This window comes from Bradyrhizobium sp. LTSP849, from assembly GCF_000938255.1.
Lineage (GTDB): Bacteria > Pseudomonadota > Alphaproteobacteria > Rhizobiales > Xanthobacteraceae > Bradyrhizobium.
Window position 1 is genome coordinate 22,489 of record NZ_JYMR01000001.1, and the last position, 26,702, is coordinate 49,190.

The 26,702-nt window shown below is 63.7% G+C and carries 24 protein-coding genes; 12 read left to right on the top strand and 12 right to left on the bottom strand.

Features of this window, described 5'->3' with window-relative positions:
- Window positions 1–106: 106 nt before the first annotated feature.
- The 3 genes from sorA (at window position 107) to UB31_RS00110 (ending at window position 2,035) form a co-directional block, all read left to right on the top strand.
- Window positions 107–1,306: a SorA family sulfite dehydrogenase catalytic subunit gene (gene sorA / locus UB31_RS00100; RefSeq protein WP_045009368.1), complete on the top strand. Its 1,200-nt coding sequence runs from the start codon at window positions 107–109 to the stop codon at window positions 1,304–1,306.
- 11 nt (window positions 1,307–1,317) lie between these two features.
- On the top strand, window positions 1,318–1,626 hold the full coding sequence (gene sorB / locus UB31_RS00105) for a SorB family sulfite dehydrogenase c-type cytochrome subunit (RefSeq protein WP_045003491.1): 309 nt from the start codon (window positions 1,318–1,320) through the stop codon (window positions 1,624–1,626).
- 208 nt (window positions 1,627–1,834) lie between these two features.
- On the top strand, window positions 1,835–2,035 hold the full coding sequence (locus UB31_RS00110; RefSeq protein ID WP_008134691.1) for a cold-shock protein: 201 nt from the start codon (window positions 1,835–1,837) through the stop codon (window positions 2,033–2,035).
- A 169-nt stretch (window positions 2,036–2,204) separates the two neighbouring features.
- Here UB31_RS00110 and UB31_RS00115 read toward each other — a convergent pair whose 3' ends face one another.
- Window positions 2,205–2,666, bottom strand: coding sequence for an Lrp/AsnC ligand binding domain-containing protein (locus UB31_RS00115; RefSeq protein ID WP_045003493.1), 462 nt, complete (start codon window positions 2,664–2,666; stop codon window positions 2,205–2,207).
- 114 nt (window positions 2,667–2,780) lie between these two features.
- Here UB31_RS00115 and putA point away from each other — a divergent pair, with 114 nt between their 5' ends.
- A complete protein-coding gene (putA, locus tag UB31_RS00120) occupies window positions 2,781–5,780 on the top strand; it encodes a bifunctional proline dehydrogenase/L-glutamate gamma-semialdehyde dehydrogenase PutA (protein WP_045009369.1) in 3,000 nt (999 codons plus the stop codon).
- Window positions 5,781–5,788: 8 nt separating this feature from the next.
- Here the strand turns inward: putA and UB31_RS00125 are convergent, their stop codons facing one another.
- A complete protein-coding gene (locus UB31_RS00125) occupies window positions 5,789–6,916 on the bottom strand; it encodes an L-dopachrome tautomerase-related protein (protein WP_063775617.1) in 1,128 nt (375 codons plus the stop codon).
- Between the two features lie 172 nt (window positions 6,917–7,088).
- On the opposite strand from UB31_RS00125, the gene UB31_RS00130 reads away from it, so the two are divergent.
- Entirely contained in the window at window positions 7,089–7,451 is a 363-nt protein-coding gene (locus UB31_RS00130; protein WP_045003496.1) for a winged helix-turn-helix transcriptional regulator, read from the top strand.
- A 36-nt stretch (window positions 7,452–7,487) separates the two neighbouring features.
- Here UB31_RS00130 and UB31_RS00135 read toward each other — a convergent pair whose 3' ends face one another.
- Window positions 7,488–9,581, bottom strand: a complete 2,094-nt coding sequence (locus UB31_RS00135) for a tetratricopeptide repeat protein (RefSeq protein WP_197090752.1) — start codon at window positions 9,579–9,581, stop codon at window positions 7,488–7,490.
- Window positions 9,582–9,811: 230 nt separating this feature from the next.
- On the opposite strand from UB31_RS00135, the gene UB31_RS00140 reads away from it, so the two are divergent.
- Entirely contained in the window at window positions 9,812–11,017 is a 1,206-nt protein-coding gene (locus UB31_RS00140) for a CaiB/BaiF CoA transferase family protein (RefSeq protein WP_045003498.1), read from the top strand.
- Between the two features lie 258 nt (window positions 11,018–11,275).
- Window positions 11,276–11,923, top strand: coding sequence for a glutathione S-transferase family protein (locus UB31_RS00145; RefSeq protein WP_045003500.1), 648 nt, complete (start codon window positions 11,276–11,278; stop codon window positions 11,921–11,923).
- Between the two features lie 9 nt (window positions 11,924–11,932).
- Here UB31_RS00145 and UB31_RS41970 read toward each other — a convergent pair whose 3' ends face one another.
- From UB31_RS41970 to UB31_RS00155, 3 genes are all read right to left on the bottom strand, one after another.
- Entirely contained in the window at window positions 11,933–12,097 is a 165-nt protein-coding gene (locus tag UB31_RS41970) for a hypothetical protein (RefSeq protein WP_197087259.1), read from the bottom strand.
- A gap of 81 nt (window positions 12,098–12,178) precedes the next feature.
- Window positions 12,179–13,717 (bottom strand): hypothetical protein, encoded by a 1,539-nt coding sequence (locus UB31_RS00150; RefSeq protein ID WP_045009370.1) that lies wholly within the window; start codon window positions 13,715–13,717, stop codon window positions 12,179–12,181.
- A gap of 93 nt (window positions 13,718–13,810) precedes the next feature.
- Window positions 13,811–14,782, bottom strand: coding sequence for a hypothetical protein (locus UB31_RS00155; protein WP_045003503.1), 972 nt, complete (start codon window positions 14,780–14,782; stop codon window positions 13,811–13,813).
- 280 nt (window positions 14,783–15,062) lie between these two features.
- Here UB31_RS00155 and UB31_RS00160 point away from each other — a divergent pair, with 280 nt between their 5' ends.
- The gene (locus tag UB31_RS00160; protein ID WP_045003505.1) at window positions 15,063–15,434 is read left to right on the top strand and encodes a Crp/Fnr family transcriptional regulator; all 372 of its coding nucleotides are present in this window, start codon (window positions 15,063–15,065) and stop codon (window positions 15,432–15,434) included.
- Window positions 15,431–16,243, top strand: a complete 813-nt coding sequence (locus tag UB31_RS00165; RefSeq protein ID WP_045003507.1) for an MBL fold metallo-hydrolase — start codon at window positions 15,431–15,433, stop codon at window positions 16,241–16,243. Before UB31_RS00160 ends, UB31_RS00165 begins: the two co-directional genes overlap by 4 nt.
- A gap of 190 nt (window positions 16,244–16,433) precedes the next feature.
- Here UB31_RS00165 and UB31_RS00170 read toward each other — a convergent pair whose 3' ends face one another.
- The 3 genes from UB31_RS00170 to UB31_RS00180 form a co-directional block, all read right to left on the bottom strand.
- The gene (locus UB31_RS00170; protein ID WP_045003509.1) at window positions 16,434–16,931 is read right to left on the bottom strand and encodes a TPM domain-containing protein; all 498 of its coding nucleotides are present in this window, start codon (window positions 16,929–16,931) and stop codon (window positions 16,434–16,436) included.
- Between the two features lie 3 nt (window positions 16,932–16,934).
- Window positions 16,935–17,816 carry a TPM domain-containing protein gene (locus tag UB31_RS00175; RefSeq protein WP_045009371.1) on the bottom strand — a complete coding sequence of 294 codons (882 nt, stop codon included), beginning with the start codon at window positions 17,814–17,816 and terminating at the stop codon, window positions 16,935–16,937.
- Between the two features lie 138 nt (window positions 17,817–17,954).
- A complete protein-coding gene (locus UB31_RS00180) occupies window positions 17,955–18,563 on the bottom strand; it encodes a LemA family protein (protein WP_045003513.1) in 609 nt (202 codons plus the stop codon).
- A gap of 178 nt (window positions 18,564–18,741) precedes the next feature.
- Here UB31_RS00180 and UB31_RS00185 point away from each other — a divergent pair, with 178 nt between their 5' ends.
- From UB31_RS00185 to UB31_RS00195, 3 genes are read left to right on the top strand one after another with little or no spacing between them, the layout of a single operon-like run.
- Window positions 18,742–19,596 (top strand): enoyl-CoA hydratase, encoded by an 855-nt coding sequence (locus UB31_RS00185; protein WP_045003515.1) that lies wholly within the window; start codon window positions 18,742–18,744, stop codon window positions 19,594–19,596.
- Window positions 19,597–19,601: 5 nt separating this feature from the next.
- Complete coding sequence (locus UB31_RS00190) at window positions 19,602–20,750, top strand: acyl-CoA dehydrogenase family protein (protein WP_045003517.1); 1,149 nt, start codon at window positions 19,602–19,604, stop codon at window positions 20,748–20,750.
- A gap of 12 nt (window positions 20,751–20,762) precedes the next feature.
- Window positions 20,763–21,959, top strand: a complete 1,197-nt coding sequence (locus tag UB31_RS00195; protein WP_045009372.1) for an acyl-CoA dehydrogenase family protein — start codon at window positions 20,763–20,765, stop codon at window positions 21,957–21,959.
- Window positions 21,960–22,138: 179 nt separating this feature from the next.
- Here the strand turns inward: UB31_RS00195 and UB31_RS00200 are convergent, their stop codons facing one another.
- The 3 genes from UB31_RS00200 to UB31_RS00210 form a co-directional block, all read right to left on the bottom strand.
- Complete coding sequence (locus UB31_RS00200) at window positions 22,139–24,463, bottom strand: xanthine dehydrogenase family protein molybdopterin-binding subunit (RefSeq protein WP_045003521.1); 2,325 nt, start codon at window positions 24,461–24,463, stop codon at window positions 22,139–22,141.
- Between the two features lie 248 nt (window positions 24,464–24,711).
- Complete coding sequence (locus UB31_RS00205; protein ID WP_045003522.1) at window positions 24,712–25,587, bottom strand: dihydrodipicolinate synthase family protein; 876 nt, start codon at window positions 25,585–25,587, stop codon at window positions 24,712–24,714.
- Window positions 25,588–25,723: 136 nt separating this feature from the next.
- Window positions 25,724–26,689 (bottom strand): VOC family protein, encoded by a 966-nt coding sequence (locus UB31_RS00210; RefSeq protein WP_045003523.1) that lies wholly within the window; start codon window positions 26,687–26,689, stop codon window positions 25,724–25,726.
- Window positions 26,690–26,702 lie beyond the last annotated feature (13 nt).

Here is a 26,702-nt window from a genome sequence, read left to right on the forward strand (position 1 = left end):
GCTTGCTGCGAAAGCACGAATTGACTTCACCTGAGTCGATGCGGCAGATGGGCGCGGGTCTGCGGTGATGACCGCTGGCCAACGAAAAGCTCCGGGAGGAGACACCATGTTTGATCGACGCGACCTGCTCAAAGGAGCGGGGCTTGCCACACTTGCGGCCGCACTGAACTCAACCAAAGCACTGGCACTCGACACCGTCACGCTGCCATTTGCCAATGGCGAACGGCCGCTGGTGAAATATCCGCAGAAGCGGCCGATGATCGGCCTGACCAGCCGGCCGCCGCAGCTCGAAACGCCGTTTGCGGTATTCAACGATGGCCCGCTCACACCGAACAACGCGTTCTTCGTGCGCTATCACCTCGCTGACATCCCCTACAATCTCGATCCCGACAAATTCACGCTCGAGGTCAAGGGCAAGGTCGACAAGCCGCTCAAACTGTCGCTGAAGGACATCCGGAAAATGAAGGCGACGGAGATCGTCGCCGTCAACCAGTGCTCCGGCAACAGCCGCGGCTTCGTCGAGCCGCGCGTTGCCGGCGGTCAGCTCGCCAACGGCGCGATGGGCAATGCGCGCTGGCGCGGCGTGCCGCTGAAGGCGGTGCTGGAGATGGCGGGCGTGCAGGCTGGCGCCAAGCAGGTCGTGTTCGGCGGCATGGATGGCCCGGTCAGCGACAAGACGCCGGACTTCGCCAAGGCGCTCGATCTCGATCACGCCACCGACGGCGAGGTGATGCTGGCCTACGGCATGAACGGCGAAGACCTGCCGTTCCTCAACGGCTTTCCGCTGCGCCTGATCGTGCCCGGCTATTACGGCACCTACTGGGTCAAGCACCTCAACGAGATCAGCGTCGTCGACAACGTCTTCGACGGCTTCTGGATGAAGTCGGCCTATCGCATTCCGGACACACCGAACAATGCGATCGAGCCAGGCACCGCGCCGAAGGCGACCATCCCGATCAACCGCTTCACTATCCGCTCTTTCATCACCAGCATTCCCGATGGCACCAAGCTAAAAACGGGCGGCACGACACTGCGCGGCATCGCCTTCGACGGCGGCAAGGGCATCAAGGAGGTTGTGGTCTCCACTGACGGCGGCAAGACCTGGACCAATGCCAAGCTCGGCAAGGATCTTGGCAACTACTCCTTCCGCGAATGGAAGCTGCCGGTGAAGCTCGCGGCAGGCAGCCACGAGCTTAAGGTGCGTGCCACCAGCAATTCGGGCGAGACGCAACCGGATCAGCCGCGCTGGAATCCGGCGGGTTATTTGCGCAACGTCGTCGAAACCGTCCACGTCAGCGTGGCCTGAGGAGAATTATCATGCAGCGCACCGTTCTCCTCGCCATCTTGTTTAGCCTCGCCGCCGGCGTCGGCGCCGTGACCGCAGCACCCGTCAACTACCAGCTCCCGGACGAGGTCGCCGCGTTCAAGCCCGGCCCCAATCTCGAGGTTGTGCAGGGCAATTGCAGCGCCTGCCACTCGGCCGATTACATCAACACGCAGCCGCTGATGAAGGACAAGAAGGGCTTCTGGCAGGCCGAGGTGACCAAGATGATCAAGGTCTATGGCGCACCGATCGACGATGCCGATGTCGGCAAGATCGTCGACTATCTGGCCGCGACTTATTGACTGATGGAGTGATACGCACGGGCCGATTGACCGCGAAACGGGCAAAACCGGTAAAAACGCCGCGAAGTTGAGCGATTTTCCGCAGATTGCCGATATGGTTTGATCTACCAAGCCCGCCACATTCCGCGTATCCTGTTAGGACCGAACCGGCCGGTTGGCGGGGACTGGCGGTTCGAGATCTCGGAGGAAGACCCGCGGAGAAGACGTGATGGCTAAAGGTACGGTCAAGTGGTTCAACCCGACGAAGGGTTATGGATTTATCCAGCCTGCGTCGGGCGGCAAGGATGTGTTCGTGCATATCTCGGCAGTCCAGAAGGCCGGTTTGTCCTCCCTGAACGAGGGACAGACGGTTGAGTACGAAGAAATCGCAAACCGGGGCAAGACGTCCGCAGAGAACCTCAAAGTATAAGCCCGCCAGCCTTTGCTGCCTCCCGGATTAATCCGGGAGTGGGGCCAAGAAAATTTTAGAAGACGATCCGTGCATTCGACGACAGGCGTTGCGATTGCACACGGAAAACTATTTGCCCGCAGAGATCGCTGATGAACTCCACAGCAATGACAATCGCGACCGCACTTCGCTAGCCGACCGGCAACGGTGCGTCGCGCTTGACCTCCTCCATCACCGCATAGGTGCGCGTCTCGCGCACGCCCGGCATCGACAGCAAGGTCTCGCCGAGGAAGCGCCGATACGCGGTCATATCGGCCAACCGCGCCTTCACTAGATAGTCGAAGCCGCCGGCAACCATGTGACACTCCAGCACTTCAGGCGCGAGTTTTACCGCGCGTGCAAAACGCTCGAAATTGTCCGGCGTGGTCTTGTCGAGCAGCACCTCGACGAACACCAGAAGCCCCAGGCCGAGCCGGTGCGGATTGAGCCTGGCACCATAGCCCTCGATAAAGCCCTCGCGCTGCAATCGCTTCAGCCGCTCGCCAATCGACGTCGGCGACAGCCCGATGCGCTCGGCGAGCTCGACATTGGCGATTCGCCCATCCTCTTGCAGAATCGCGAGGATCTTCCTGTCGATTCGATCAAGTTCCATATTTTATCCGGCTACAGCGATATTCACCTTCATTTTCTAAGGTGAAATGGCTAACTTGTCTATCGAACTACGGTAATGCGGGCCTTATCCTGGATTTGAGCCACAGGACACGCCATGCCGAACATCCCGCCTCCCTTCGTCGCCCCCTACGCACCCGATGATGCCGAGATCGCCGCGCGCCTCTTGCCGGCGTCACATCTCAGTCCGCCGCAGGAGGCGCGGATCGACCGCACCGCGACGCGGCTGATCGAGGCGATCCGCAAGCGTGACGACCGCTTCGGCGGGGTCGAGGACATGTTGCGGGAGTTCGCCCTCTCCACCAAGGAGGGGCTGGCACTGATGGTGCTGGCGGAAGCACTGCTGCGCGTGCCGGACGCGCGCACCGCCGACCAGTTCATCGAGGACAAGCTCGGCGAAGGCGATTTCATCCACCACGAGACCAAGTCCACGGCCTTCCTGGTCAACGCCTCGGCCTGGGCGCTCGGCCTGTCGGCGCGGGTGATCCAGCCCGGCGAGACGCCCGACGGCACCATCGGCCGGCTGGTGAAGCGTCTTGGCGCGCCGGCGGTGCGCACCGCCACGCGCCAGGCGATGCGGCTGATGGGTAATCATTTCGTGCTCGGTGAGACGATCGAGCAGGCGCTGGAGCGGGGCCGGCCGCGCTCGGGCCAGAAGCCGCGCTATTCCTTCGATATGCTCGGCGAAGGTGCGCGCACGGCCGCGGACGCGAAGCGCTATTTTGACGCCTATGCCAGTGCGATCGAAACCATCGGCAAGGCCGCCGGCAACCATCCCCTGCCCGACCGACCCGGCATCTCCGTCAAGCTCTCGGCGTTGCATCCGCGCTTCGAGGCGATCAGCCACGCGCGCGTGATGCGCGAACTGGTGCCGCAACTGCTGGATCTGGCGCAACACGCCAAGGCCCATGATCTCAACTTTACCGTCGATGCCGAAGAGGCCGACCGGCTGGAGCTGTCGCTCGACGTGATCGCTGCGACCCTCGCCGATCCCTCACTCGCCGGCTGGGACGGATTTGGGCTGGCGATCCAGGCCTATCAGAAGCGCGCGGGCGCGGTGATCGACTACGTCCACGAGCTGGCCCGCGCACATGACCGCAAGCTGATGGTGCGGCTGGTCAAGGGCGCCTATTGGGACACCGAGATCAAGCGCGCGCAGGAGCGCGGGCTCGACGGCTATCCCGTATTCACGCGCAAGACGATGACGGACCTGAATTACGTCGCCTGCGCGCAAAAACTCCTCGCCTTGCGGCCCCGCATCTTCCCGCAATTCGCCACCCACAACGCGCTGACCGTCGCGACGGTGCTGGAGCTTGCCGGTGATGGCGGCGGCTTCGAGTTCCAGCGCCTGCACGGCATGGGCGAGGCGCTCTACGAGCAGCTCGCCAAGGACCATCCCGACATCGCCTACCGCACCTACGCGCCGGTCGGCAGCCATCGCGACCTGCTCGCTTATCTGGTGCGTCGGCTGCTCGAGAACGGCGCCAATTCCTCCTTCGTGGCGCAGGCGGCCGATTATCGCGTGCCGGTCCCGGCGCTGCTGAAGCGGCCCGCCGACGCGATCGAACGTCCGCAACAGGCGGCCCATCCCAAGATTCCGCTTCCGGGCAACCTGTTCGCGCCGGAGCGGCGTAACTCCAGCGGTATCGAATTCGGCGAGCGTGCCGCGCTCGATCGGTTGCTGGCCGACGTCAAGGCCGAGACGACCGATCTCAAGCCGGTCACCGACGCAACGCCCGAGCGGGCCAATGCGGCTGTCACCGCGGCACGCGCTGGCTTCGCGGCCTGGAACCGGACGCCCGCGGCGGCGCGCGCAGCGGCGCTGGAGCAGGCTGCACATCTGCTGGAGAGCCGCAGCGCGCATTTCATTGCACTGTTGCAGCGCGAGGGCGGCAAGACGCTTGACGACGCGCTGTCGGAGCTGCGCGAAGCCGCCGACTTCTGCCGTTACTACGCCGCGCAGGGCCGCAAGCAATTCGGCAGCGAGGCGGCGATGCCGGGCCCGACCGGCGAGAGCAATGCGCTCACCATGCGCGGACGCGGCGTCTTCGTGGCGATCTCACCCTGGAACTTTCCGCTCGCGATCTTCCTCGGACAAGTCACGGCAGCGCTGATGGCCGGCAACAGCGTGGTCGCAAAGCCGGCGGAGCAAACGCCCCGCATCGCGCGCGAGGCCGTAGCCCTGCTGCACGAGGCCGGCATCCCGGGAAGTGCACTGCATCTCGTCACCGGCGACGGCCGTATCGGCGCGGTGCTGACCGCGCACCCTGACATTGCTGGCGTCGTCTTCACCGGCTCGACCGAGGTTGCGCGCCTGATCAACCGGACGCTCGCCGCCAAGGACGGACCGATCGTGCCGCTGATCGCGGAGACCGGCGGCATCAACGCCATGATTGCGGACGCGACCGCACTGCCCGAGCAGGTCGCCGATGACGTCGTGACCTCGGCATTCCGTTCCGCCGGCCAGCGCTGCTCGGCGCTACGGCTGCTGTTCGTGCAGGAGGACGTCGCCGACCGCATGATCGAGATGATCGCGGGCGCAGCGCGCGAACTGAAGATCGGCGACGCCAGCGATGTCGCGACCCATGTCGGCCCGGTGATCGATCAGGAGGCCAAACAGCGGCTGGACGCGCATATCGCGCGGATGAAGACGGCGGCGCGGCTGCACTTTGCAGGTTCCGCGCCGGAGGGCTGCTTCGTCGCGCCGCACATCTTCGAGATCAAGGAAGCCGGCCAGCTCACCGAGGAGGTGTTTGGGCCGATCCTCCATGTCGTGCGGTATCGTGCCGAGAGCCTCGAACGCGTCCTGCAAGCGATCGAGCACACCGGCTATGGGCTGACGCTCGGCGTCCATTCCCGCATCGATGACACGGTCGAGGCGATCATCGACCGGGTCCAGGTCGGCAATATCTACGTCAACCGCAACATGATTGGCGCCGTGGTCGGCGTGCAGCCGTTCGGCGGCAACGGGCTGTCCGGAACCGGCCCCAAGGCCGGCGGCCCACACTACCTCACGCGCTTTGCCACCGAGCAGACCGTGACGATCAACACGGCCGCGGCCGGCGGCAACGCCGCGCTGCTGGCGGGTGAGGAGTAGCTTACATCTTACCGGGAGATGTAGCCCGCGGCCTCCGGCTTGAACCGATAGATCAGATAAGGCGTCTTGTTCTCTGCTTTTCCGTTGTGAAACATTGCGGCTGCAGAGACTTGGGACGCAGAAACGTACATGTACCCGTCCGGAGACGCCGTAATGCCGTCCGGCCACACCATGTCAGGATCATTGAGATAAGTACGATATTTCCGGTCCGACCCGATGATGCCGATCGACTTGGTTTCAACGGCGGTCAGATAGATATTGCCCGCGTAGTCGATTGATAGACCGCCGTTGTTAGGCTTGTCGGAGTAGCGTTCTACCCTCTTGCTCAATTCTTCGGAGCCGAGCTTCTCGTTACTGAGGTCGGCCGCTTTGATCCGATAGAGAGATCGGCCGCTGAGCGGAGCGAAGTAGACCCACTCGGAGTTGACGTCCATCGTAATGCCGTCGCAACCAACCTTGATGATGGATGGCTTGCCGTCCTTGCCCGGCACGGTCAGATCGTTGCCGTCCACCGTGATTGGGATATTTTCCGGAACGGTTGATCGATCGCCATCCAGCACTCGCCGCGCGGCGCCGGTGTCCATGTCGATCACAATGATCGCCGCGTGAGAACCATCGCCTCCCGGCCCGATGTTTTCGTCGGCAATGTAGAACTTTCGATTCTTTTGATCGATCACGATGTCCTGCGGTTGAGACCCCGCCACCGTGATCGGCTCCGGCATATAGTATATTCGCTCGAGCTTGTTCGCCCGCGTATTCCAACCGACGAGCTTCGGCGTGATCCGGGTTCGAAAACCCATATCGATAATCCATACGACTCCACTTTCGTCGGATCGCAACCCCAGCACGTTGTCGAGATACTGATCCGTTCCCTTCCTTGGAACGTTCCATTCGGCATTCGGAAAGGGCTCGAAAGTTGTCGACGATGTGAGCCTGGCTACTCTCAGTTCGGGATCATAGAATGGATGGTGACTGAAGATCAGCTGATTGTCCGGTGTGAACGCAATATTGCCGACAGACTGAGGCAGTCTGGCGAATATCTCGGCCTTGCCTCCCCGATCCTGGGCCTGCGCCGCTCCACCCAGAAATGCAGCGGCTATCGAAACTAGAATCAGATTTCGCCTCGCGGTCCTCATGTGTCTCACTCCCCTGGTTGTCATTTTTGTTTATGAAGGCTTGGATGTGTCGAGGACCGCAGCTTCAGCTCGCATGCGGCAGTCGCCGACTTGTCCGGCCCACAATTAGCCGGTAGCCTCAGATCTTGCGATACGCACAAGAATTGCCACTAGTATCGAAAAGGATACCGTCATGGCCAAACCTCGGCACTCGCGCTTCGATTGCGCCCCGGGCTGCACGGTGGAAGCCGCCATCAGCCTCATCGATGGGAAATGGAAATGCGTCATCCTCTTCCACCTTCTGGAAGGGACGGTTCGCTTCAACGAAATCAAGCGGCGAATTCCTGCCGTCACGCATCGGACGCTTACAAATCAACTCCGCGAACTCGAAATCGACGGGTTGATTGTACGAAAGGTCTATCCGCAGGTGCCTCCGAAGGTCGAATACAGTCTTTCAGAATTGGGGAGAAGCATGACGCCTGTCCTGACGGCGTTGAAAGCCTGGGGAGACTCCAACATCGGTCGATTCGGCAACCGCGAGTCCGTCGCGGCCTGACAAGCGACGCCATCTCACCCGATCTCGTTTTGTCGGCTACAGACAGGTATCGTCCTTGCTGCCGCGCCCGGAACTGCCGCAGGGGGTGCGCTTCGAAAGCTGCTGGATCTTCAGCTTGGATTGAGCCTGGGCCGCGACGTCGAACACGTTCGCCGGCGTCATCTGGGTGGCGCTGCGATAATCGTCCGTTGCCTTGTCCAGATCGCTCTTGGCCTCGTAGGCGCCCGCACGCGCAAAATAGCGCTCGATCGTCGGCTTCTGCGCGATCGCCTTGCCGAGATCGTCCAGCGCCTTGTCGTATTGCTTCAACGACGTGAAGGCGATCCCGCGCAGGCTGAGCGCATCCGGATCGTTCGGCCGCGTCCCCAGCACCAGATTGAGATCGGTCATGGCGCCGGCGGCATCCTTCTTGCCGAGATAGGCGCGCGCGCGGAGCGTGCGCACGAACGCGTCGAAGGCGGTCTGCTTGCCGACGATCTGGTCGAGCGCCACGATCGCGCGGTCATATTGTCCGGAGATCAGCATCGCCAGTCCCTGGCCGAGCTCGGCGACCTGGTTGTTGGGATTGCGATCGAGCGCGTTCTTGACGTCGACGAGGCCCTCGGCGTTGTTCCCCTTCAGCAGCAAGACGAGCCCGCGGGCGGCACGCGCGGTGTCGTTGACGGGATTGAGCACCAGCGAATGGTCGAAATCGACCACGGCCTTGTCCATCTGGTTGAGGCCCATATAGGTCTGGCCGCGCTCGGAGAAGGCCATGTAGTCCTTGTCGTTGAGCGAGATCGAACGGTCGAAATCGGCGAGTGCGTCCTGGAATTTTCCAGTCAAGCGGTTCGCCATGCCGCGGCAGATATAGGCAGCGGCATCGTTCGGATTGACACTGAGCGCCTGATTGGCATCAGCCGTAGCCTGATCGAATTGCTTCATTCCGATCGAGGCCACCGCGTGGGACACCAGCAAGGGTCCGTCGTTCGGCTTCATCCTCAGCAGGGCATCGATGTCGGTCCGCGCCTCCGCGAAGCGGGACAATGACAGGTTCGCCACAACTCGGTATCTGAGCGCGGCCAGGTTGCGGGGATCGGCCGCGAGCACCGTGTTGAGGCGCGGGAGAGCTTCGGCGTATTTCTTCTGCGCCATCAACTGCGCCGCCTCGCTCAGGCCCGGCGTCAACGCCGGGATCGTGCCTTGCGGGATTGTTGCCAGCGGGGCCGTTGATTGCGGTGCCGCAGGCGGCGGGGCGACGGCTACAGCCTTGGGTGCCGCGGGCGTTGGCGGCCCACCACTGACCTTCGCAAGCTCGGCCTGCATGGCGATAGCGGACTGCTTTTGCTGCTGCGCGGCGGGGTCGTTCGGGGCGACCGACAGCACCTTGTCGAAGTCTGCGATCGCGCGCGCATAATCGCCCTTGGAGCTGAACAGCTGCCCCCGCGCGAAATAGGAGGCACGATCGGGCTGCGGCGTCTGCGCGATCGCGCGCGAGAAATCCTCGATCGCGTGATCGATGTCGCCCTTGCGGCGATAGACCTGGCCGCGCCAGAAGAAGGCGTTGGGCAAGCTTGCATTCATCGAGATCGCGGTGTTGAGGTCGCTCATGGCCTGATCGAGCTGCGAGCTCTCGACATAGACCCGCGCACGCCCGACATAGGCGAGGGCAAAGTCCTGCCTCAGCGTGATGGCCTGGCTGAAATCGGCGGCGGCGTCGGTCCACTGCTTCTGGTCGATTTTCACTCCGCCGCGCGATGCGAACGCATTCGGGCTTTTGGGATCGAGTTCGATGGCCTGGTTGATGTCGGCCAGCGCTCCGTCAAGACTGCCTTTGCGCTGCCGGGCGAAGCCGCGCGACAGCAACGCGGGCACGGATTTCGGGTTGAGCTGGACCGCCGCATCCGCGTCGGCCAGCCCCGCATCGAGGTTCGCGCGGCCCATGAACAGGCGCGACCTGTTCACATAGGCGCGTAACCGCTCCTCGGCGGCGCGCGATTGATCGTTGATGATGGCGGTACAGCCAGCCTCGACCTTCTCAGACGGCGGGCCGTTGCAATCTTCGAGGTCACCCGCTCGGGCCGAACCGTGCATGCCGCACCAAATCATGAACGCGGCGGGAACCACCAGGCGGACGAACGGGATCGACATGACCGGCTGATCCTTCGAGACGAACATCAGCCTGCGTGAAGCAGCGCAGGTCGACAAAGCTGTACAACCGGGGCGAGCTGATTGCCACAGCCCTCTCGCATTTCAGCCCGGCGAATGCGCGCCCCGGAGGGGCGTTGCATCCCACCGAAACATCGGTCAAATGGTTGTGCTGTCAGGGTTTGTGAATTCCAGCCAGCGGGAAACGACAAGAGCAAGGGAGCAACGCCGCGATGGAAAAAGGCATTTTTACAGGCCTGAAGGTTCTGGATTGCGCGAGCTTCATCGCAGCGCCCGCGGCTGCGACCGTGCTGTCGGATTTCGGCGCCGACGTCATCAAGATCGAGCCGCCCGGCGCCGGCGACCCCTACCGCAATCTGCCGAACCTGCCGGGCTATCCGACCAGCGAGCACAATTTCGCCTGGCTCTTGGAGGCCCGCAACAAGAAGAGCCTCGCGCTCGACCTCTCCAAGCCCGAGGCGCAGGCCGTGCTCTACAAGCTCGTCGAAGAGACCGACGTCTTCATCACCAACATGCCGCCGCCCGTCCGCGCCAAGCTCGGCATCACCTATGACCATCTCGCCCATCTCAACGACCGGCTGATCTACGCCTCCTTTACCGGCTACGGCGAGAAGGGCGAGGAAGCCAACAAGCCAGGCTTTGACAGCAACGCCTATTGGGCGCGCTCCGGCCTGATGGACCTTGTCCGCGCCGACACCAACACCACGCCGGCTCGCTCGGTCGCCGGCATGGGTGACCATCCCTGCGCCATGGCGTTGTACAGCGCGATCGTCACCGCGCTCTATCAGCGCGAAAAGACCGGCAAGGGTTCGCATGTCGCCTCCAACCTGATGGCGAATGGCGTGTGGGCCGCGAGCGTGCTGGCGCAGGCAAAGCTCTGCGGCGCCAAGTTCGGCGAAAGGCGGCCGCGTGAGCGCGCGCCGAATGCGGTAGGCAACCACTATCAGTGCAAGGACGGCCGCTGGCTGATCCTGTCGTTGCTCAGCGAGGATAAGCAGTGGCCGACGCTCGCCCGCTGCCTCGGCCGCGACGACCTGATCGCCGATCCGCGCTTCGCCACCAAGCCCGACCGCCACGCCCGCTCGGTCGAGCTGATCAAGATCTTTGACGAGACGTTCGCCACCAAGGATCTCGCCGAATGGCGCAAGATCCTCGACGGCAATGGGCTGGTGTTCGGCATCGTCGGCATTCTGGACGATATCCCGAACGACAAGCAGATGCTCGACAACGAGGTGCTGGTGCCGTTCGAGAACGACACCATGCTCACTATCTCCAGTCCGATCTGGATCGACGGCACCAAAAAGGTGCAGCCGCGCAAGCCGCCCGGCGTCGGCGAGCACAGTGACGAGATTTTGCGTGGCGCGGGATACGATGAGGCCGCGATCAAGCAGCTGCGAGGGTCGGGGGCTGTGGGGTAGGCGCTGCGCGCGCCACATACTCCAGTGTCGTCCCGGCGAAGGCCGGGACCCATAACCCCAGGGAGATATTTGGCGAAGACTCGTCGTTCGGTACTCCTACCGATCACAATCGATAAATCACGCGGTATGGGTCCCGGCCTTCGCCGGGACGACAGTAAGAGCACGGATGCATTGCTGGATTGCTTCGCTGCGCTCACAATGACGACGTGGCACGATCTCGCTATAACCTCACGACAACATCCCGCGTCGTGAGGTCCCATGCCCAGCTACCGCCTGCACTACTTCCCTGAATCCGGCAACAGCTACAAGCTGGCGCTGATGCTGACGCTTTGCGGCGAGACGTTCGAGCCGGTCTGGACCGATTTCGGCGGCGGCGTCACGCGCACGGCGGAATGGCGCAAGGCCGTGAACGAGATGGGCGAGATTCCCGTGCTCGAGGTCGACGGCGTGAAAATGACGCAGACCGCGCCTCTCCTGCTCAAGCTTGCAGATCAATACGGGCGTTTCGGCGCCGACACGGAAGAGGAAAAGTTCGAGCTGCTGCGCTGGCTGTTCTGGGACAACCACAAGCTCACCGGCTATATGGCGACCTACCGCTTCATGCGGGCCTTCACTGAGAAAAACGATCCGCAGGTGCTAAAACACTTTCGGCGGCGGCTTGAGGATTTCCTCGGCATTCTCGACGGACATCTCCAGCACAACGCCTTCGCGATCGGCACCAAGCCGACGGTCGCCGATATTTCGATGATGGCCTATCTGCACTATCCGAGCGACGAGCACGGGTTTGATTTCGCAGCGAGCCATCCCGCCATCGACGCCTGGCTCGGCCGCATGGCCGCCCTGCCCGGCTGGAAATCTGCGTATGATCTCCTGCCCGGCAAGCGGATGACAAATTACGCGACGTGAGACATCCCGCTAGCGCAGCGCCAGCCAGCCGAGCGTGAACAGGATGCCGCCGACGATGACCACCACCGCGATCGCCCAGGTGCTGACGCGGATGCTGCCGGTGACCTGTTTGGCTTCTTCATTGCGCGCGATCTCGCGATTGCGCTCCTTGTTGGCGTCGCTGGTGTCCGTCATGGGTCATCCAAATCGTTATGCAGATTTTGTCTTGCGCATGATCTTATCGGAAAACCGCTACACACTTTTCCGGATCATGCGCTAACGCGTCTTGATGAAACACATGCCGATGCGGCTCGATGCCGAAGCAGCCTGACAGGTGAGACCTTTAGCACAGGTCCATGACGTAAAACTCCTGTCGGGCGTTCCCGATCCCTGATTTGGCAAATAACAATGCGCGCCCCAGCCGTCCTGGTACTCGGTCCCGGCCAGCTCTTGGGCACCGCGGGCCTGCGGCCGGCTGGCAAATCCGCGTGAGAAATCAGGACGTTTACCCGCGGCGAACGCGGTCAGGATGTCGCGGCGGCGGAGCTGATCGCCGACGAAATGCGGCGAGGCCGGCACGATGGTGGAATTGGAGGCCTTTTCCGCCAGCCAATCTACCCCCGGGAAATGGAAGCCGCCGATGCCGCGGGTCTGGTGGCAGCCCGAGCAGGTGACGTCGTTGAGGCGGCGCTGGAAGCCGGCGACCGAGCGGATATTTTCCATGGTGATGCCGCGCGCGGCCGCCTGCTTCAGCGCACCGACGACATCGTTGTCGGTGAAGACGGGATCACCTTTGCCTTCCCCTTGCATCATCCCGAACTCCGGCTGCATGTCCGATGCATCGAAGCCTGCTGGCGTCGGCGCGATCGCGGCCTTGGCGAGATACTGCTCCGGGATCAGCACCGTCCCGCGATCAAACTCGCGAAAATTCGCAGGCGTAAGCAGCCAAGCCTTGAAGTCGCGCCGGAGCGCGTCATCGGCAAGGATGCGGTCGCGGTCGATCTGGTTCTCCAGGGTCGATTCCACGAACGTCTTCGTCGCCGCGTCGTATTTGAAGACCTTGAGCAGATAGTCGGAGCGGAAATCGTGCAGCGCGGACTTTGCCGAGATCGATATCTGGATGTTGGTCTCGATGCGGTCGATCATCGCGTCGTAAGGAGCTGAACGGCTGCCGATCAGCCCCTGCCAATCGCCATTGCCGAGCCAGCGCCGCGCGACCTCGGCGCAGGTGACCGGTTTGCCGCTCGAGTCGGTCTGGCGGGCGTCGCGCGCCTTCATCACCAGATTGAAGGTCATCGGCAGGCGCGTTGCCGACTTGCTGCCGTCTGGATTGGTCTCGAAGCGAGCCAGACGATAGATCAACCGGATCTCGCCGCAGGACTCTTCCGACACATAGGCGCGGTCCATGCGGTTGACGATGCCGGCCAGCACGAAGCGCGTATCGGCGGATTTCAGCACGGCCCGGTCGAACAGCTGGACGTCAAAACCTTCGCCGACGCCGATGGTCTCGCTTGGCGAGGCCGCCTTGCGTTGCGCGATATAGCGGTCGAATTCCGCATCGATCGCCGGCGGAATGTCCTTGAGCTCCGGTAGTGACGAGAACAGCAAATCGCTCGTCAGCGCGACATCTGCTTTGCGCTCAGGCTGCAACAGGCGCGAGATCGTAAGCGCATCGCTTTGATCGAACTTGCGCAGGAGATCGGGATCGGTGATCGCGGTGCCGCGCGTGAGCGACGCGTTCTCCGCAGCCATTGACGACATGTCGCCGCCGAACAACACGACGACAGCAACGAGAATTCGCAACGCACGGCTCATGCCTTCAATAACACCGCGCCGGTCCGCCTATTCAAGCAAAAAGGCGCTTCACATGGTGGTGAAGCGCCTCTTGGAAAGTCTTATATTGACCGCTTAGCGCGCGACGATCAGGCCCTTGCTGGTGACAACCACCCAGCGGCCGTCCTGGCGGCGGATCGCATCGACGCGACCGACCCCGGGGATGGGATCGCCGGCATAGACCTCGTAGAGCCCGCCCCTGCCCTCGATCAACGCGCCGCCATTGGAGACGTCGCGCAAGACCCAGCCATCGACCGTCGGCAGACGGCCGACTTCGGTCTTCGGCGCGGCGGGCGCGGGAGCCGGCGCGGCGGCAGCGGTCGCAACCTGGGTCGGCGCGATCGAGCCGGTGGTCTCCTTCGCGGGCGCCGCGGCGGCGGCCTGTGCGGGGGCAGCAGGCGGCGTGGCGCGGAGCTTGTCGACGGTCTCGGACAGCTTTGCGAGCTTGGCCATCGGCTCGGCCTGCGCCTTCTCGAGCTTGTCGAGGCGGTCGTTGGTCCGGTTGATCTGGCTGAGGCCCGTCTTCGAGCTGTGCTCGACATTCGCCTTGAGCGCGACGATGTCGGCATCGATCCGGGAGACGGAGGCATCCAGCGCGCCGGTATCGGCCACCTGCACCGGCGCCGGGCCGGCGAAACGCATCATGCCGGCGGTCGCGAGCGCACCGCTGATGGCGCCGACGCAGGCCGCGATCGCTACCACCGCGGCCATCGCCGACAGGCGGCGCTTGCTGCCGGTCTCGCGTACTTCATCGGCTGTCACATGCGGGGCGAACTCTTCACGGTCCCAGGCCCGCTCCGAGGGCGCCATTACGATGAGCTTGCCAGGCTTCGTCTCGGATTTGGGCTCCGGCTTGGTTTCAGCTTTGGCTTCAAACTTCGGGATCTCGACCCGTGGCGGCTCGACCTTTGGAGCGTCCGCTTTGGGCGGCGCCTCGTGGTCGGGGGCGATCGAGGGGGCATCGATCGCGGCGGCAGCCTCGACGGCCTGCGGCGCGGGTGCGGCGGCGTCAACGGCGCCAGTCTCCTGGGCGGCCAGTTCGGGCATTGGTTCGCTCACGGCTCAAATACTCCAGTCTAGGTTGACTTTTTGGTAACTTTCATTGCTTGCGAATTCCTTACCTTGGGACCCGCTTACCGAAATTTTAGGAACTCGTCCGAGGCCGAATTGGGTCGGGAAAGTGGAACCGGCGTGGCGACGTGCAACAAATTGTCAGCCCATGCTGCCCTGCGGCAGGCGGCTCGCCTTAGCCGAAGGGCTGTTTGCCCGTCACTGTTCCCCGGCTAACATGGCTTGTCCCGTCAGCCAGAAGGCGTTTGGGGGTGCCATGACGATCGAGAAGTGCATCAACGAGTTTGCTGTCGATGACGTCATCTTCGAGGAGGGTTCGACGGGCCGCGAGCTCTTCGTCGTGCTCGGCGGCGAGGTCGAGATCGCCAAGGTCAGCGGCGCGAGCAAGACCACCATCATCAAACTCGGCAAGGGCGAGTTCTTCGGCGAGATGGCCGTGATCGACGGCTCCGCGCGCTCGGCAACCGCGATTGCTTCTGCGCCGAACACAAAGGTGATGCGGATCAATCACGCCCGCTTCGTCTATCTCGTCAGCCAGCAGCCGGCGTTTGCGCTGATGGTGATGGACGCGCTCTCCAAGCGGCTGCGTGCTTCCAATGCGGTGACTTACCGGGAAGCGCAATCATGAGCGATCGCAAGCCCAATTCATTCCCGATCCTGATGAAGAACGAGACCTGCTCGCTGATCCAGGCAGCGGACGACGTCTACCAGATCCGCTTCTCCAACCGCGCCGCCAACGCCTATCTCGTCCGCGGCTCGGCGCGCACCATCCTGATCGATGTCGGGCTGTCCTCGAACTACCCGGCGATGGTCGAGTGCCTGAGCTTCGTCGGCTGCCCGCCGGAAAAGATCGACATGGTCGTGCTGAGCCACGAGCATCTTGATCACATCGGCGCCGCCTGGCACTTCAACGAGCGTCGCACCTTGGTCGTCGCCCATCGGCTTGCCGCCAACAAGATCATGCTGCGCGACGATTTCTCGATGCTGCGCAAGATGTTCAACGAGCCGAACGTGCCTGTTAACATCGACATCTGGCTCGAGGAAGGCAATGTGATCGACCTCGGCAATTTCCGCCTCAACGTGATGTACACGCCGGGCCACACCTCGGCCTGCATCACGCTGTTCGACCAGGACAAGGGCCTGCTGTTCGCCGCCGACACGCTGATGCCCGGCGGCGTGATGGGCGGCGTGTTCGGCTCCGGCAGCATCTCCGACTACATCCAGTCGCTGGAGCGCATCAAGGGGCTGGATACGAAGCTCCTGCTGTCAGGGCACGGGCGGCTGTCGGATACGCCGCAGGACGACGTGCGCATCGCGATTGCGAGGTCGCATGGGCTGCTGGCGGACACCGCGCAACTGTTCGACGCACTCGACGCCCGCTCGAATTTCGAGCCGATCATGCAGTCGGTGCGGGATTTGAACAAGCTGGATGATTGAGGGGGCTTGTGCCAAGGAGACTCACCGCGAAGCCTTGGCACAATGCGCCCACAATGTCGTCCTGGCGAAAGCCAGGACCCATACCGCGAGGTCTATCGATGATCCGCGGTATGAGTACCAGACAATGGGTCTTCGCCAAACTTTTCCCTGGGGTAATGGGTCCTGGCTTTCGCCAGGACGACGTGGAGGCTCACATCACCACCGGCGCATCCGGCAGCTCATTCGGATGCGGCCCACTCGGCGGATAGTGCTTTGCCAGCTCCCGCGACACCGCCGCGATGCCGCCGATCACGCCGCGCTCGAACTGGCCCGACCTGAACTCGGTCTCCATCGCGCGGCAGATCGTCTCCCAGCCAGCCGCGCCGACCTTCGCATCGATGCCGCGATCGGCGATGATCTCGACGTCGCGGTCGGCCAACAACAAGTAGATCAGCACGCCGTTGTTGTGCGCGGTGTCCCATATCCGCAAATGCGCGAACACATCGAGCGCGCGCTCGCGTGCGGACTGGTTGCGGAACAGCGGGCCGCCGTCGAGCGCGCCTTCGACGACGAAACGGACCTGGCCGGAATGCGTTGTTTCGTTCTGCTTGATCGCCTGCTCGATGCGATCGAGCACGTTTTGCGGGAAGATCTGCTTCGCCCGCCAATGATGCTGCGCGAGATGTTTGGCAATGCGCTTGATGCTCATGACCTACCAGCTCCCCGAGGCGCCACCGCCACCAAAGCTGCCGCCACCGCCGCTGAATCCACCGCTGGACGACGATCCGCCGCTCCAGCCGCCGGATGAGGAGCCACTCGACCAGGAGCCGCCACGCGATGGGCCCGTCGATGTTGGGAACAGATCGGCGATAAACGCCAGAACAAAGCCGATAATTCCGGCGAGCAAGGCAAGCCCGGCCGATCCGAGGATGAGCAGCGCCAGGATGCCGACCACGCTGCCGGTCGCGACCGAGCCCAGCAATCGCCCCAACAGCGAGCGCAGGAAGCCGCCGACGACAAGCGAGGCAAACAGCGCGACCGGGACAAGCGGCCCGATGTCGTCCAGATTGCCAAAATTCACGCTGCGTGAGGGAACCGGCAGCGGCTCGCCATCGACAACGCGCATCATCCGGTCGATGCCGGCGGAGATGCCGCCGGCGAGATCTCCCTCCCTGAACTTCGGCGTCATGACCTCGTCGATGATCCGCCGCGAAGTCACGTCGGTGAGCGCGCCTTCGAGGCCGTAGCCGACCTCGATGCGCATATGATGGTCGTTCTTGGCGACGACGAGGATCGCACCGTCATCGACCTTCTTGCGGCCGATCTTCCAGGCCTCAGCAACGCGGATCGAGAACTGATCGATCGTCTCCGGGTCCGTCGTCGGCACAATCAGCACGACGATCTGGCTGCCTTTTCGGGTTTCGAAGTCGCTGAGCTTCTGCGACAGCGCGGCGATGTCGCCGCTCGACAGCGTGCCGGTCCGGTCGACCACGCGCCCTGTGAGCTGCGGCACCGCGACGTCCGCTGCGACGGGAAGGGCGAAGGTGAGCAGGAGTGCGAACACGATGGCTGCGCGCCACACACTCAGTGTCATCGCCCGGCTTGACCGGGCGATCCAGTATTCCAGAGAGGCCAGCGAGGTACGGAGAGGTCGCGGCGTACTGGATTCCCCGCCTTCGCGGGGAATGACAGCGATGGGTCGGCCCAAACGCATTCGCAAAATGGCGCGCACTTACTTCGACGGCGCGGGCGCAGGATTGAAATCGACCTTCGGCGCGGTCGAGATTTCCTTCTCGTTCTCGACCGAGAAGTTCGGTTTCTCCTTGTAACCGAACACCATCGCAGTGAGGTTGCTCGGGAACGAGCGGATGGTGACGTTATAGTCCTGCACCGCCTTGATGTAGCGGTTGCGCGCCACCGTGATGCGGTTCTCGGTGCCTTCGAGCTGGGACATCAGGTCCTTGAACAGCGCGTCCGACTTGAGCTGCGGGTAATTCTCGGTGACCACAAGGAGCCGCGACAACGCGCTGGAGAGCTCGCCCTGGGCGGCCTGGAATTTCTGGAGCGCGGCCGGATCATTCAGCACCTCCGGCGTCGCTTGCACGCTGCCGACCTTGGCGCGGGCGTTGGTGACGCCGAGCAGCACGTCCTTCTCCTGCTGCGCGAAACCCTTCACCGAGTTGACCAGGTTCGGCACGAGATCGGCGCGGCGCTGATACTGGTTCACGACCTCGGACCAGTTGGCCTTGATCTGCTCGTCCTGGCTCTGGATCGCGTTGTAGCCGCAATTGGTGAGGCTGAGCGAGGCCAGCGCCGCCAGCACGGTCAGGATCTTGCGCATTAAATTTCTCCTGGTGAAATCTGGCGCAAACTACCAGATTGAGCGCGAGTGATGCCAGACATCTTGTGCCGGAAGCGCGAAAAGCAGCCGATTGACGCAAGCCTCTTGCCTATCACTGGCCGACATAGTCAACTTGGCGAAACAACAAGATCAAGCTGGAAACGCCAGGGGGAACACGATGTCCTCGTTCGAGACCATCCTCGTGGAGAGGCCGGAGCCGGCGATTACCCGGATCGTGATGAACCGGCCCGATGCGCGCAATGCGCAGAACCTGCAAATGACCTACGACCTCAACGCCGCCTTCGATGCGGCGGTGCAGGATGACGCGGTCAAGGTCATCATCCTCGCCGGCAATGGTCCGCACTTCTCCTCTGGTCACGACCTACGCCCGGGCGGCAAAAATGCCGCGGGCGTCGATTTTCCACCGATCGGAAATTGGGGCGGCTTTGCCGAATCCAATGCCCATGGCCGCTTTGCGCGCGAGCAGGAAATCTATCTCCAGATCACGCGGCGCTGGCGCAACCTGGCCAAGCCGACCATCGCGGAGGTGCACGGCAAGTGTATCGCCGGCGGCTTGATGCTGGCCTGGGCCTGCGACCTCATCGTCGCCAGCGATGATGCGCAGTTCTGCGATCCCGTCGTCACGATGGGCGTCTGCGGCGTCGAATGGTTCGTGCATCCCTGGGAACTCGGGCCGCGCAAGGCGAAGGAATTTTTGTTCACTGCCGACGCATGGAGCGCGCAGGAGGCGCATCAGCTGGGCATGGTCAATCAGGTCGTGCCGCGCCCGGAGCTATCATCGCGCGTGCTGGAGCTGGCACGCCGGATCGCAGCAAAACCCTCGTTCGCGCTGAAGCTAACCAAGGAGGCGGTGAATCGCTCGGTCGATCTGATGGGCCAGCCGGCCGCGATCGACCAGGCCTTTGCGCTGCATCAGCTCTGTCACGCCCACAATCTCCAGGAATTCGGCATGGTGGTCGATCCGGCCGGCCTGCATCCCTCCGTGCGCAAGCCGCCAGCAGCCGCGGAGTAGACACGATGGATCTCAACCTCAGTGACGAGCAACGGCTGCTGCGCGAGAGCGCCGAACGTTTCGTGGCCGGAAGCTACGATGCCGATCACCGCCGCAAGATGGCGAATGATCCGCGCGGCTTCAGCCCGGCGGTGTGGACGCAGTTTGCCGAGCTCGGCTGGCTGGCGCTCCCAATCGTGGAGGACTTTGGCGGACTCGGCGGCGGCGCGGTCGAGATTGGCATTTTGATGGAGGCGTTTGGTCGCGGGCTGGTGTCCGAGCCTTATGTCGCAACCGTCGTGCTCGGGGCTGCATTGATCGATAAATGTGGCAATGCCGCGCAGAAGCAGGAGCGGCTGCCGAGGATCGCCGAGGGCACGCTGAAGCTGGCTCTTGCTCATTCCGAGCGCGCAGCGCGGTTCGATCTGACAAAAGTTGCGACCATCGCCAACAAGACGGCACAGGGCTGGCGGCTCTCCGGCAGCAAGATCGCCGTGCTCGACGGCCACGCCGCCGACGAGATTATTGTCTCCGCGCACATCCACGATCATCAGGGACCATCCGGGCGGATCGGCCTGTTCGTTGTGCCGACGCAGACGCCGAGCCTCGCGATCTCTGACTACGAGCGCCTCGGCGGCGGCCGCGCCTGCAACATCGAGTTGTCCGACGTGCAGCTTCCTGAAGAAGCCCTGCTCGGCGACGGCCACGACGCGCTGCCCGCGATCGAATGGGCCGTCGACCGCGCCATGGCCGCGCTCGGCGCGGAGGCCGTCGGCATCATGCAGACGCTTGTCGACACCACGCTCGAATACACCAAGATCCGAAAACAGTTCGGCCGGCCGCTGTCCGCCAACCAGGTGATCCGCCACCGCCTCGCCGACATGGCGATGCAGGTCGACGAGGCGCGTTCGATGGCGCTGCGCGCCGCGCTCAAGGTCGACGCCGAGCCGGTCGAGCGCGCGCGAGCCGCATCGGGCGCGAAAGCAAAGATCGGCAAATGCGCGCGCTTCGTCGGCGAGCAGTCGATCCAGCTGCATGGCGGCATGGGCGTGACCGAGGAGCTCGAGGTCGGCGCCTATTTCAAGCGCCTTGTTGCTTTCGACACGCTGTTCGGCGGCAGCGCGCATCATTATCGCCGCCATGCCGAGCTTGGCCGCACCGCCGTGCAGGCCTGAAGGGAGCGCATCATGGACCTGTCGTTCAATGCCGAGGAGCGCACCTTCCAGGACGAGGTACGCGGCTTCATCGCCAAGAATCTCACCGAGGAGATGAAGCGCGCGACCGCGCTGACGCCGTCGGTGTTCTCCGATCCCGATATCGGCATGGCCTGGCAGCGCGCGCTGAACCGCCAGGGCTGGGGCGCGCCGGGCTGGCCGGTGGACCATGGCGGGCCGGACTGGACCTCGGCGCAGCGCTGGATTTTCGAGACAGAATCCGCGCGGGCCGGCGTGCCAAACGTCAACGTGATGGGTGTGAAGATGGTCGGGCCCGTCATCATCGGCTTCGGCTCGCCTGAGCAGAAGAATTTCTATCTGCCGCGGATTCTCTCCGGCGAGGATTATTGGTGCCAGGGCTATTCGGAGCCGGGCTCCGGCTCCGATCTCTCCTCGCTGAAGACGCGCGCGGTGCGCGACGGCGATGACTACATCATCAACGGCACCAAGATCTGGACCACGCATGCGCATCACGCCAACCGCATGTTTGCGCTGGTGCGCACCAGCGACGGGCCGCGGCAGCAGGACGGCATCAGCTTTGTCCTGATCGACATGACAACGCCGGGCATCACCACCCGACCGATCCTCACCATCGGCGGCGACCACGAGGTCAACCAGGTGTTCTTCGACGACGTGCGCGTGCCCGTCGCCAACCGCGTCGGCGAGGAAGGCAAGGGCTGGACCTACGGCAAATATCTGCTCGAGTTCGAACGCGGCTCTGGCATCGCGTCAGCAAAGCTGCGCGAGGGGTTGAAGGCGATCTCTGACCTTGCTGAGTCCGACCTGACCGGCCGCGCGATCGACAGTCCCGATATCGCCACGCGCATCTCCGAGGTCGAGGTCGATATCGACGCGCTGGAGATGACCGAGCTGCGCGTGCTCTCGGCGCTCCAGACCGGACAAAATCCCGGCGCGGTGTCCTCAATCCTGAAGCTGCGCAACAGCGAAATCCGCCAGGCCGTGACGCGGCTGGGCGCCGACGTGATCGGCCACGACGCCCTCGCCATCGAGCCGATGCGCCCGCTCTACAAGCTCAACCACGAGCCGGCGATACCTGAGGAGATGCTGACGGTGGTGCCGGAATATCTCAATGGCCGGGCCTATACGATCTTCGGCGGCACGTCGGAGATCCAGCGCGATATTATTGCGAAGATGATGTTGGGAATTTAGCCTACGTTGGCGCGGCATTTTCCGCCGTCGTCCCGGACAAGCGAAGCGCAGATCCGGGACCCATAACCACAGGGAGAGGTTATGGCATGAGCTGGTCACCACGAGTCTTCGCCAAACCACTTCCTGTGGTTATGGGTCCCGGGCTCGCGCTTCGCGCGCCCCGGGACGACGAGGGGGAGTTAACCCGCCGCCTTCGCCTCCCGGATCGCCTTCCAGATCTTCTGCGGCGTCAGCGGCGTGTTGAGCTGGGTGATGCCGAGCTCGGCCAGCGCATCCATCACGCCGTTGGTGACGCAGGGCGGGCCGCCGATGGCGCCGGATTCGCCGCAGCCCTTGGCGCCGAGCGGATTGGTGCGGCAGGGCGCGGAATCATCCAGCGTCACCACAATCGGCGGCACGTCATCAGCGCGCGGGATGCAGTAGTCCTGGTAGCTCGCAGTGAGGAGCTGGCCGTCGGAATCGTATGATACGCCCTCGTACAAGGCCTGACCGATGCCCTGCGCCACGCCGCCGTGGATCTGACCCGTCACCAGCATCGGGTTCACGGCAACACCGACGTCGTCGACGGTCGTGTAGCGCACGACCTTGGACACGCCGGTCTCCGGATCGATCTCGACCTCGCAGATATGCGTGCCGTTCGGCCAGCTCGGACCGTCGACCTCGCCTTCGGAATCGACGCTCAGCTTCGCACCGTTCTCTTTCTCGGCGAGATCGAACAGGCTGATGCGACGGTCGGTACCGACCACGGTGAGCATGCCGCCCTGATATTCGATGTCCTCGACCGAGGTCTCGAGCACGTTCGCCGCCTTCTCGCGCGCCTTCTGGATCAAATCATTGGAGGAGACTGCCACAGCCGTACCGCCGACGAACAGCGAGCGCGAGCCGACGCTGCCGAAGCCTGTCGCCAGATCGGTATCGCCCTGGACGACATCGATCTTGTCCATGGAGACGCCGAGCGTGTCAGCGATCATCTGGGTGTAGGTTGTCGCAAGCCCCTGCCCCATCGCCATGGTGCCCGAATGCAGGATGACGCGGCCCTGCGAAGTCGCGTGCAAGCTGACTTTTTCGGTGTGCGCGCGGCCGCCGGTCCATTCGATATAGGAGGTGAGCCCGCGGCCGTAGAGCAGGCCCTTCTTCTTCGCCGCCTTCTTGCGCGCAGCAAAGCCGTCCCAGTCGGCGAGCTTTACGGCGCGATCGAGCATGTGCGCGAAGGCACCGGAGTCATAGACCTGGCCTGCGGCGTTCGTATAAGGCAGCTGCGCCGGCTTGATGTAGTTCACTTTGCGGATCGCGCGCGGATCCATGCCGATCTTCCGTGCGGCGGCGTCGAACAGGCGCTCCACGATGAAGACGGCCTCGGGCCGGCCCGCGCCGCGATAGGCGCCGACCGGCGCGGTGTGGGTCATCACCGACTTGATCTCGAAATGCACCAGCGGCAAATCGTAGACGCCGGTCTGCACGAAGGGACCAAGCACCAGCGGAATGATGTTCGCCGCGCCTGAGGAATACGCGCCGGTACAGCCGATTGACGTGACGCGATAGGCCAGCACCTTGCCCTTCTCGTCGAGCGCAAAGGAGGCGGTCGAGGTGAGATCGCGGCCATGAGTGCCGCCGACGAATTCGTCGGTGCGGTCGCCGCGCCAGCGGATTTTCCTGTTCAGCTTGGTCGCGACATAGGCGACGATGCCGTCTTCGGGATAGAGATTGGTCTTCTGGCCAAAACCGCCGCCGATATCGCCGACCAGCACGCGCACGCTGTCCTTCGGCCGCTTCAGCACGGCCTCCGCCAGCACATCGCGGGTCGAGGCCGGCGTCTGCGACTGCACATGAAGCAGGAGCCGGCCGGACGTCTTGTCGATCTCGGCAATCGTCGACCGCGGCTCCATGGCGGAGGGCACCAGGCGCTGACTGACGAGATCGAGCTCGACGGTGTGCGCGGCCTTGGCGAAGGCTTCGTCGACCTTGGCGGCGTCGCCATAGCTCATCGCGCCGACGATGTTGTCGGGCGCATCCGGCCACACCACCGGCGCGCCGGGCTTCACGGCCGCGACCGGATCGACCACCGCGGGCTGCACGTCATACTCGATCACGATCGCTTCGGCGGCGCTTTGGGCGGCTGCGCGCGACGAAGCCACCACCGCGGCCACCGCCTCGCCGGTATAGCGCACGACCTCATGGGCGAGCAGCCGGCGCGGCGGCACCGTCATCGGCTTGCCGTCGGGGCGCTTGAAGATGCTCAGGGTCGGAATGGTACCGACGTCGTCCTTGATCAGGTCGGCGCCGGTGTAGACCGCGGTGACGCCGGGCATCTCCGTCGCCGCACTGGTATCGATCGAGACGATGTTCGCGTGCGCATGCGGCGAACGCAGCACATGCAACCACAGCGCGCCGTCCTCCGGCTTGTCGTCGATGAACTGCCCCTTCCCGGTGAGCAGCCGCTGGTCTTCCAAACGCTTGACGGGCTGGCCCGCTCCGAAACGCAGATTGCCGGGAAGAATGTTCATTCCGCTGGGTCCTCGAAGTCTCTTGAAATCGGGCTGCCTTTTAGCGGATCGAGGCAGGCGAGACCAGCCGCGGTTTTGGGCGGGATATCCACGATTCCGGCATGCCGTCCCGTAAATCTGCGATTCCGTAGGGTGGGCAAAGGCGCACTTGCGCCGTGCCCACCATCGCTCGACGGACGTGATCAGATGGTGGGCACGCTACGCTTTGCCCACCCTACGGCACCGGTCGTGTCGGGAACGACGGCTCGCTAATCAAGCTCCCGCAATGCCGCTTCCACGACTTTGCGCTGCTCAGCCGTCAGCGGGGCCTGCGGCGGGACGGGATCGCCGACATCGTAGCCCTGGATGGCGAGGCCGGCCTTGATACAGGCTGCGAGGTTGAAGCGGGCGAAGGCCTCGTTGATGCGCCACAGCCGGCGCTGGAGCGCGACCGCCTCGTCCCAGCGGCCGGCCTTGCAGAGCTCGTAGAGCGCAACGCTCTGGCGCGGGATGATGCAGGCCGGGCCCGCCATCCAGCCGCGGCCGCCGATCAGCATCACCGCAGCCGGGATATGGGCAGAGGCCGAGAACACGCGCAAGCTATCGCCGCAGCGATTCATGATCGAGAGCAGCCGGCCGGTATTGGTCGAGGCATCCTTGATGCAGCCGATGCGCGGATGCTCGGCGAGACGCGCGATGATTTCGAGGGTGAGATCGGAGCGCTGGAACTGCGGATTGGTGTAGATGACGACCGGAATGTCCACGGCATCCGCAATGGCGCGGAAATAGGATTCGACCTGGGCGTCGGCGAGCGGGAAGTAAGCCTCCAGGATCGCCAGGATGCCGTCGGCGCCGAGCTTCTGGTACGCCTTGGCCTGCGCCACCGCGTCCGCCGTCGAGGTCGAGGCGACGCCGGCCACGACCGGCACGCGGCCCTTCGCAGCCTCGATCGTGGTCTGCACGATCGACATACGCTGCGCGGCATTGAGATAGGCAAACTCGCCGGTCGAACCGAGCGGCGTCAGCCCGTGCACACCCGCGCCAATCAGATCGTCGCAGAGCTTTGCGAGGACGTTCGTGCGCACCGCGCCATCGGCATCGACGGGCGAGACGAGATAGGGGAAGACGCCATGAAAATCGGACATGTCGAGGAATGATCCGGTATATCGGGGGCAGCTCGGCCCACGCCACCTGTTCGGTGCTAACATGGCTCCAATTGGCCGGCAAGCAAGCCTCGGGATGAACCGACGGGTCACGTTAAGCGCGTCTCTGAGCGCTCGCTCACACCTTGAGCAGCCGCACCCGCGTGCCCCAGGGATCGACCGCCTCCACGCCGTTCGGCAACGCCGTGACCTGCGCGCCGCCCTTACGCAAACGCTCTTCCTGCGCGGCGAGCAGCTCCGGCTTCTCCGTCACCAGCGAAAACCAGGCAAGCCCCGTCGTGGCATCGTCGCGTTGGCCTGCGCTCTGGCTCTGCCAGACATTCATGCCGAGGTGATGGTGATAGCGGCCCGACGACAGGAACGCGGCGCCGTTGCGCTTGCGGGTCAGATCGAGGCCGACTGTGCCGTGATAGAAGCGCTCGGCCTCTGCGAGATCGCCGACACGCAGATGCATGTGGCCGACGCGCAGACCATCCGGCGCCCTGGCATAGTCGGCAACGCGCGTATTGGTCAGCGACAACAGGTCGGGGATGTTGAGCTCGTCGGCGGCCATCTTCACGCTGCCCTCGCTCCACTGCCATTGCGAGGGATCGCGATCAGCATAGACCTCGATGCCGTTGCCTTCGGGATCGTCGAGATAGACGGACTCGCTGACCAGATGATCGGCGAAACCCGACAGCGACACGCGATGCGAGGCGGCATGCACCAGCCAGCGCGCCAGATCCTTGCGCGTCGGCATCAGGAAGGCGGTGTGGTACAGTCCGGCGGCGTTGCGCGGCTCGATCGCGGCGTCGGGACGGGCTTCGAGCGCAAGCAGTGCGATCCCGGCGGTGCCGAGCTTTGCGGCAGTGCCTGAGCGCTCCATCACGGTGAGCCCGATCACGTCGCGGTAGTAGTCGGCAACCGTGTCGAGATTCTTCACCCGGAGCGTCACCATGCCGACCCGCATCGGCGTTCGGCTGGCGTAGGTCGGCCCGCTACCTTGCGGCGTGCCCTCGGCCCGCGCCGCGGCCGCGGCGGCGGCCGCAAGCGAGGTGGCGCCGGCGAGATGAAGCAGGGTGCGGCGGGTGAGATCGATGGTCATCAGTCAGGGCTCG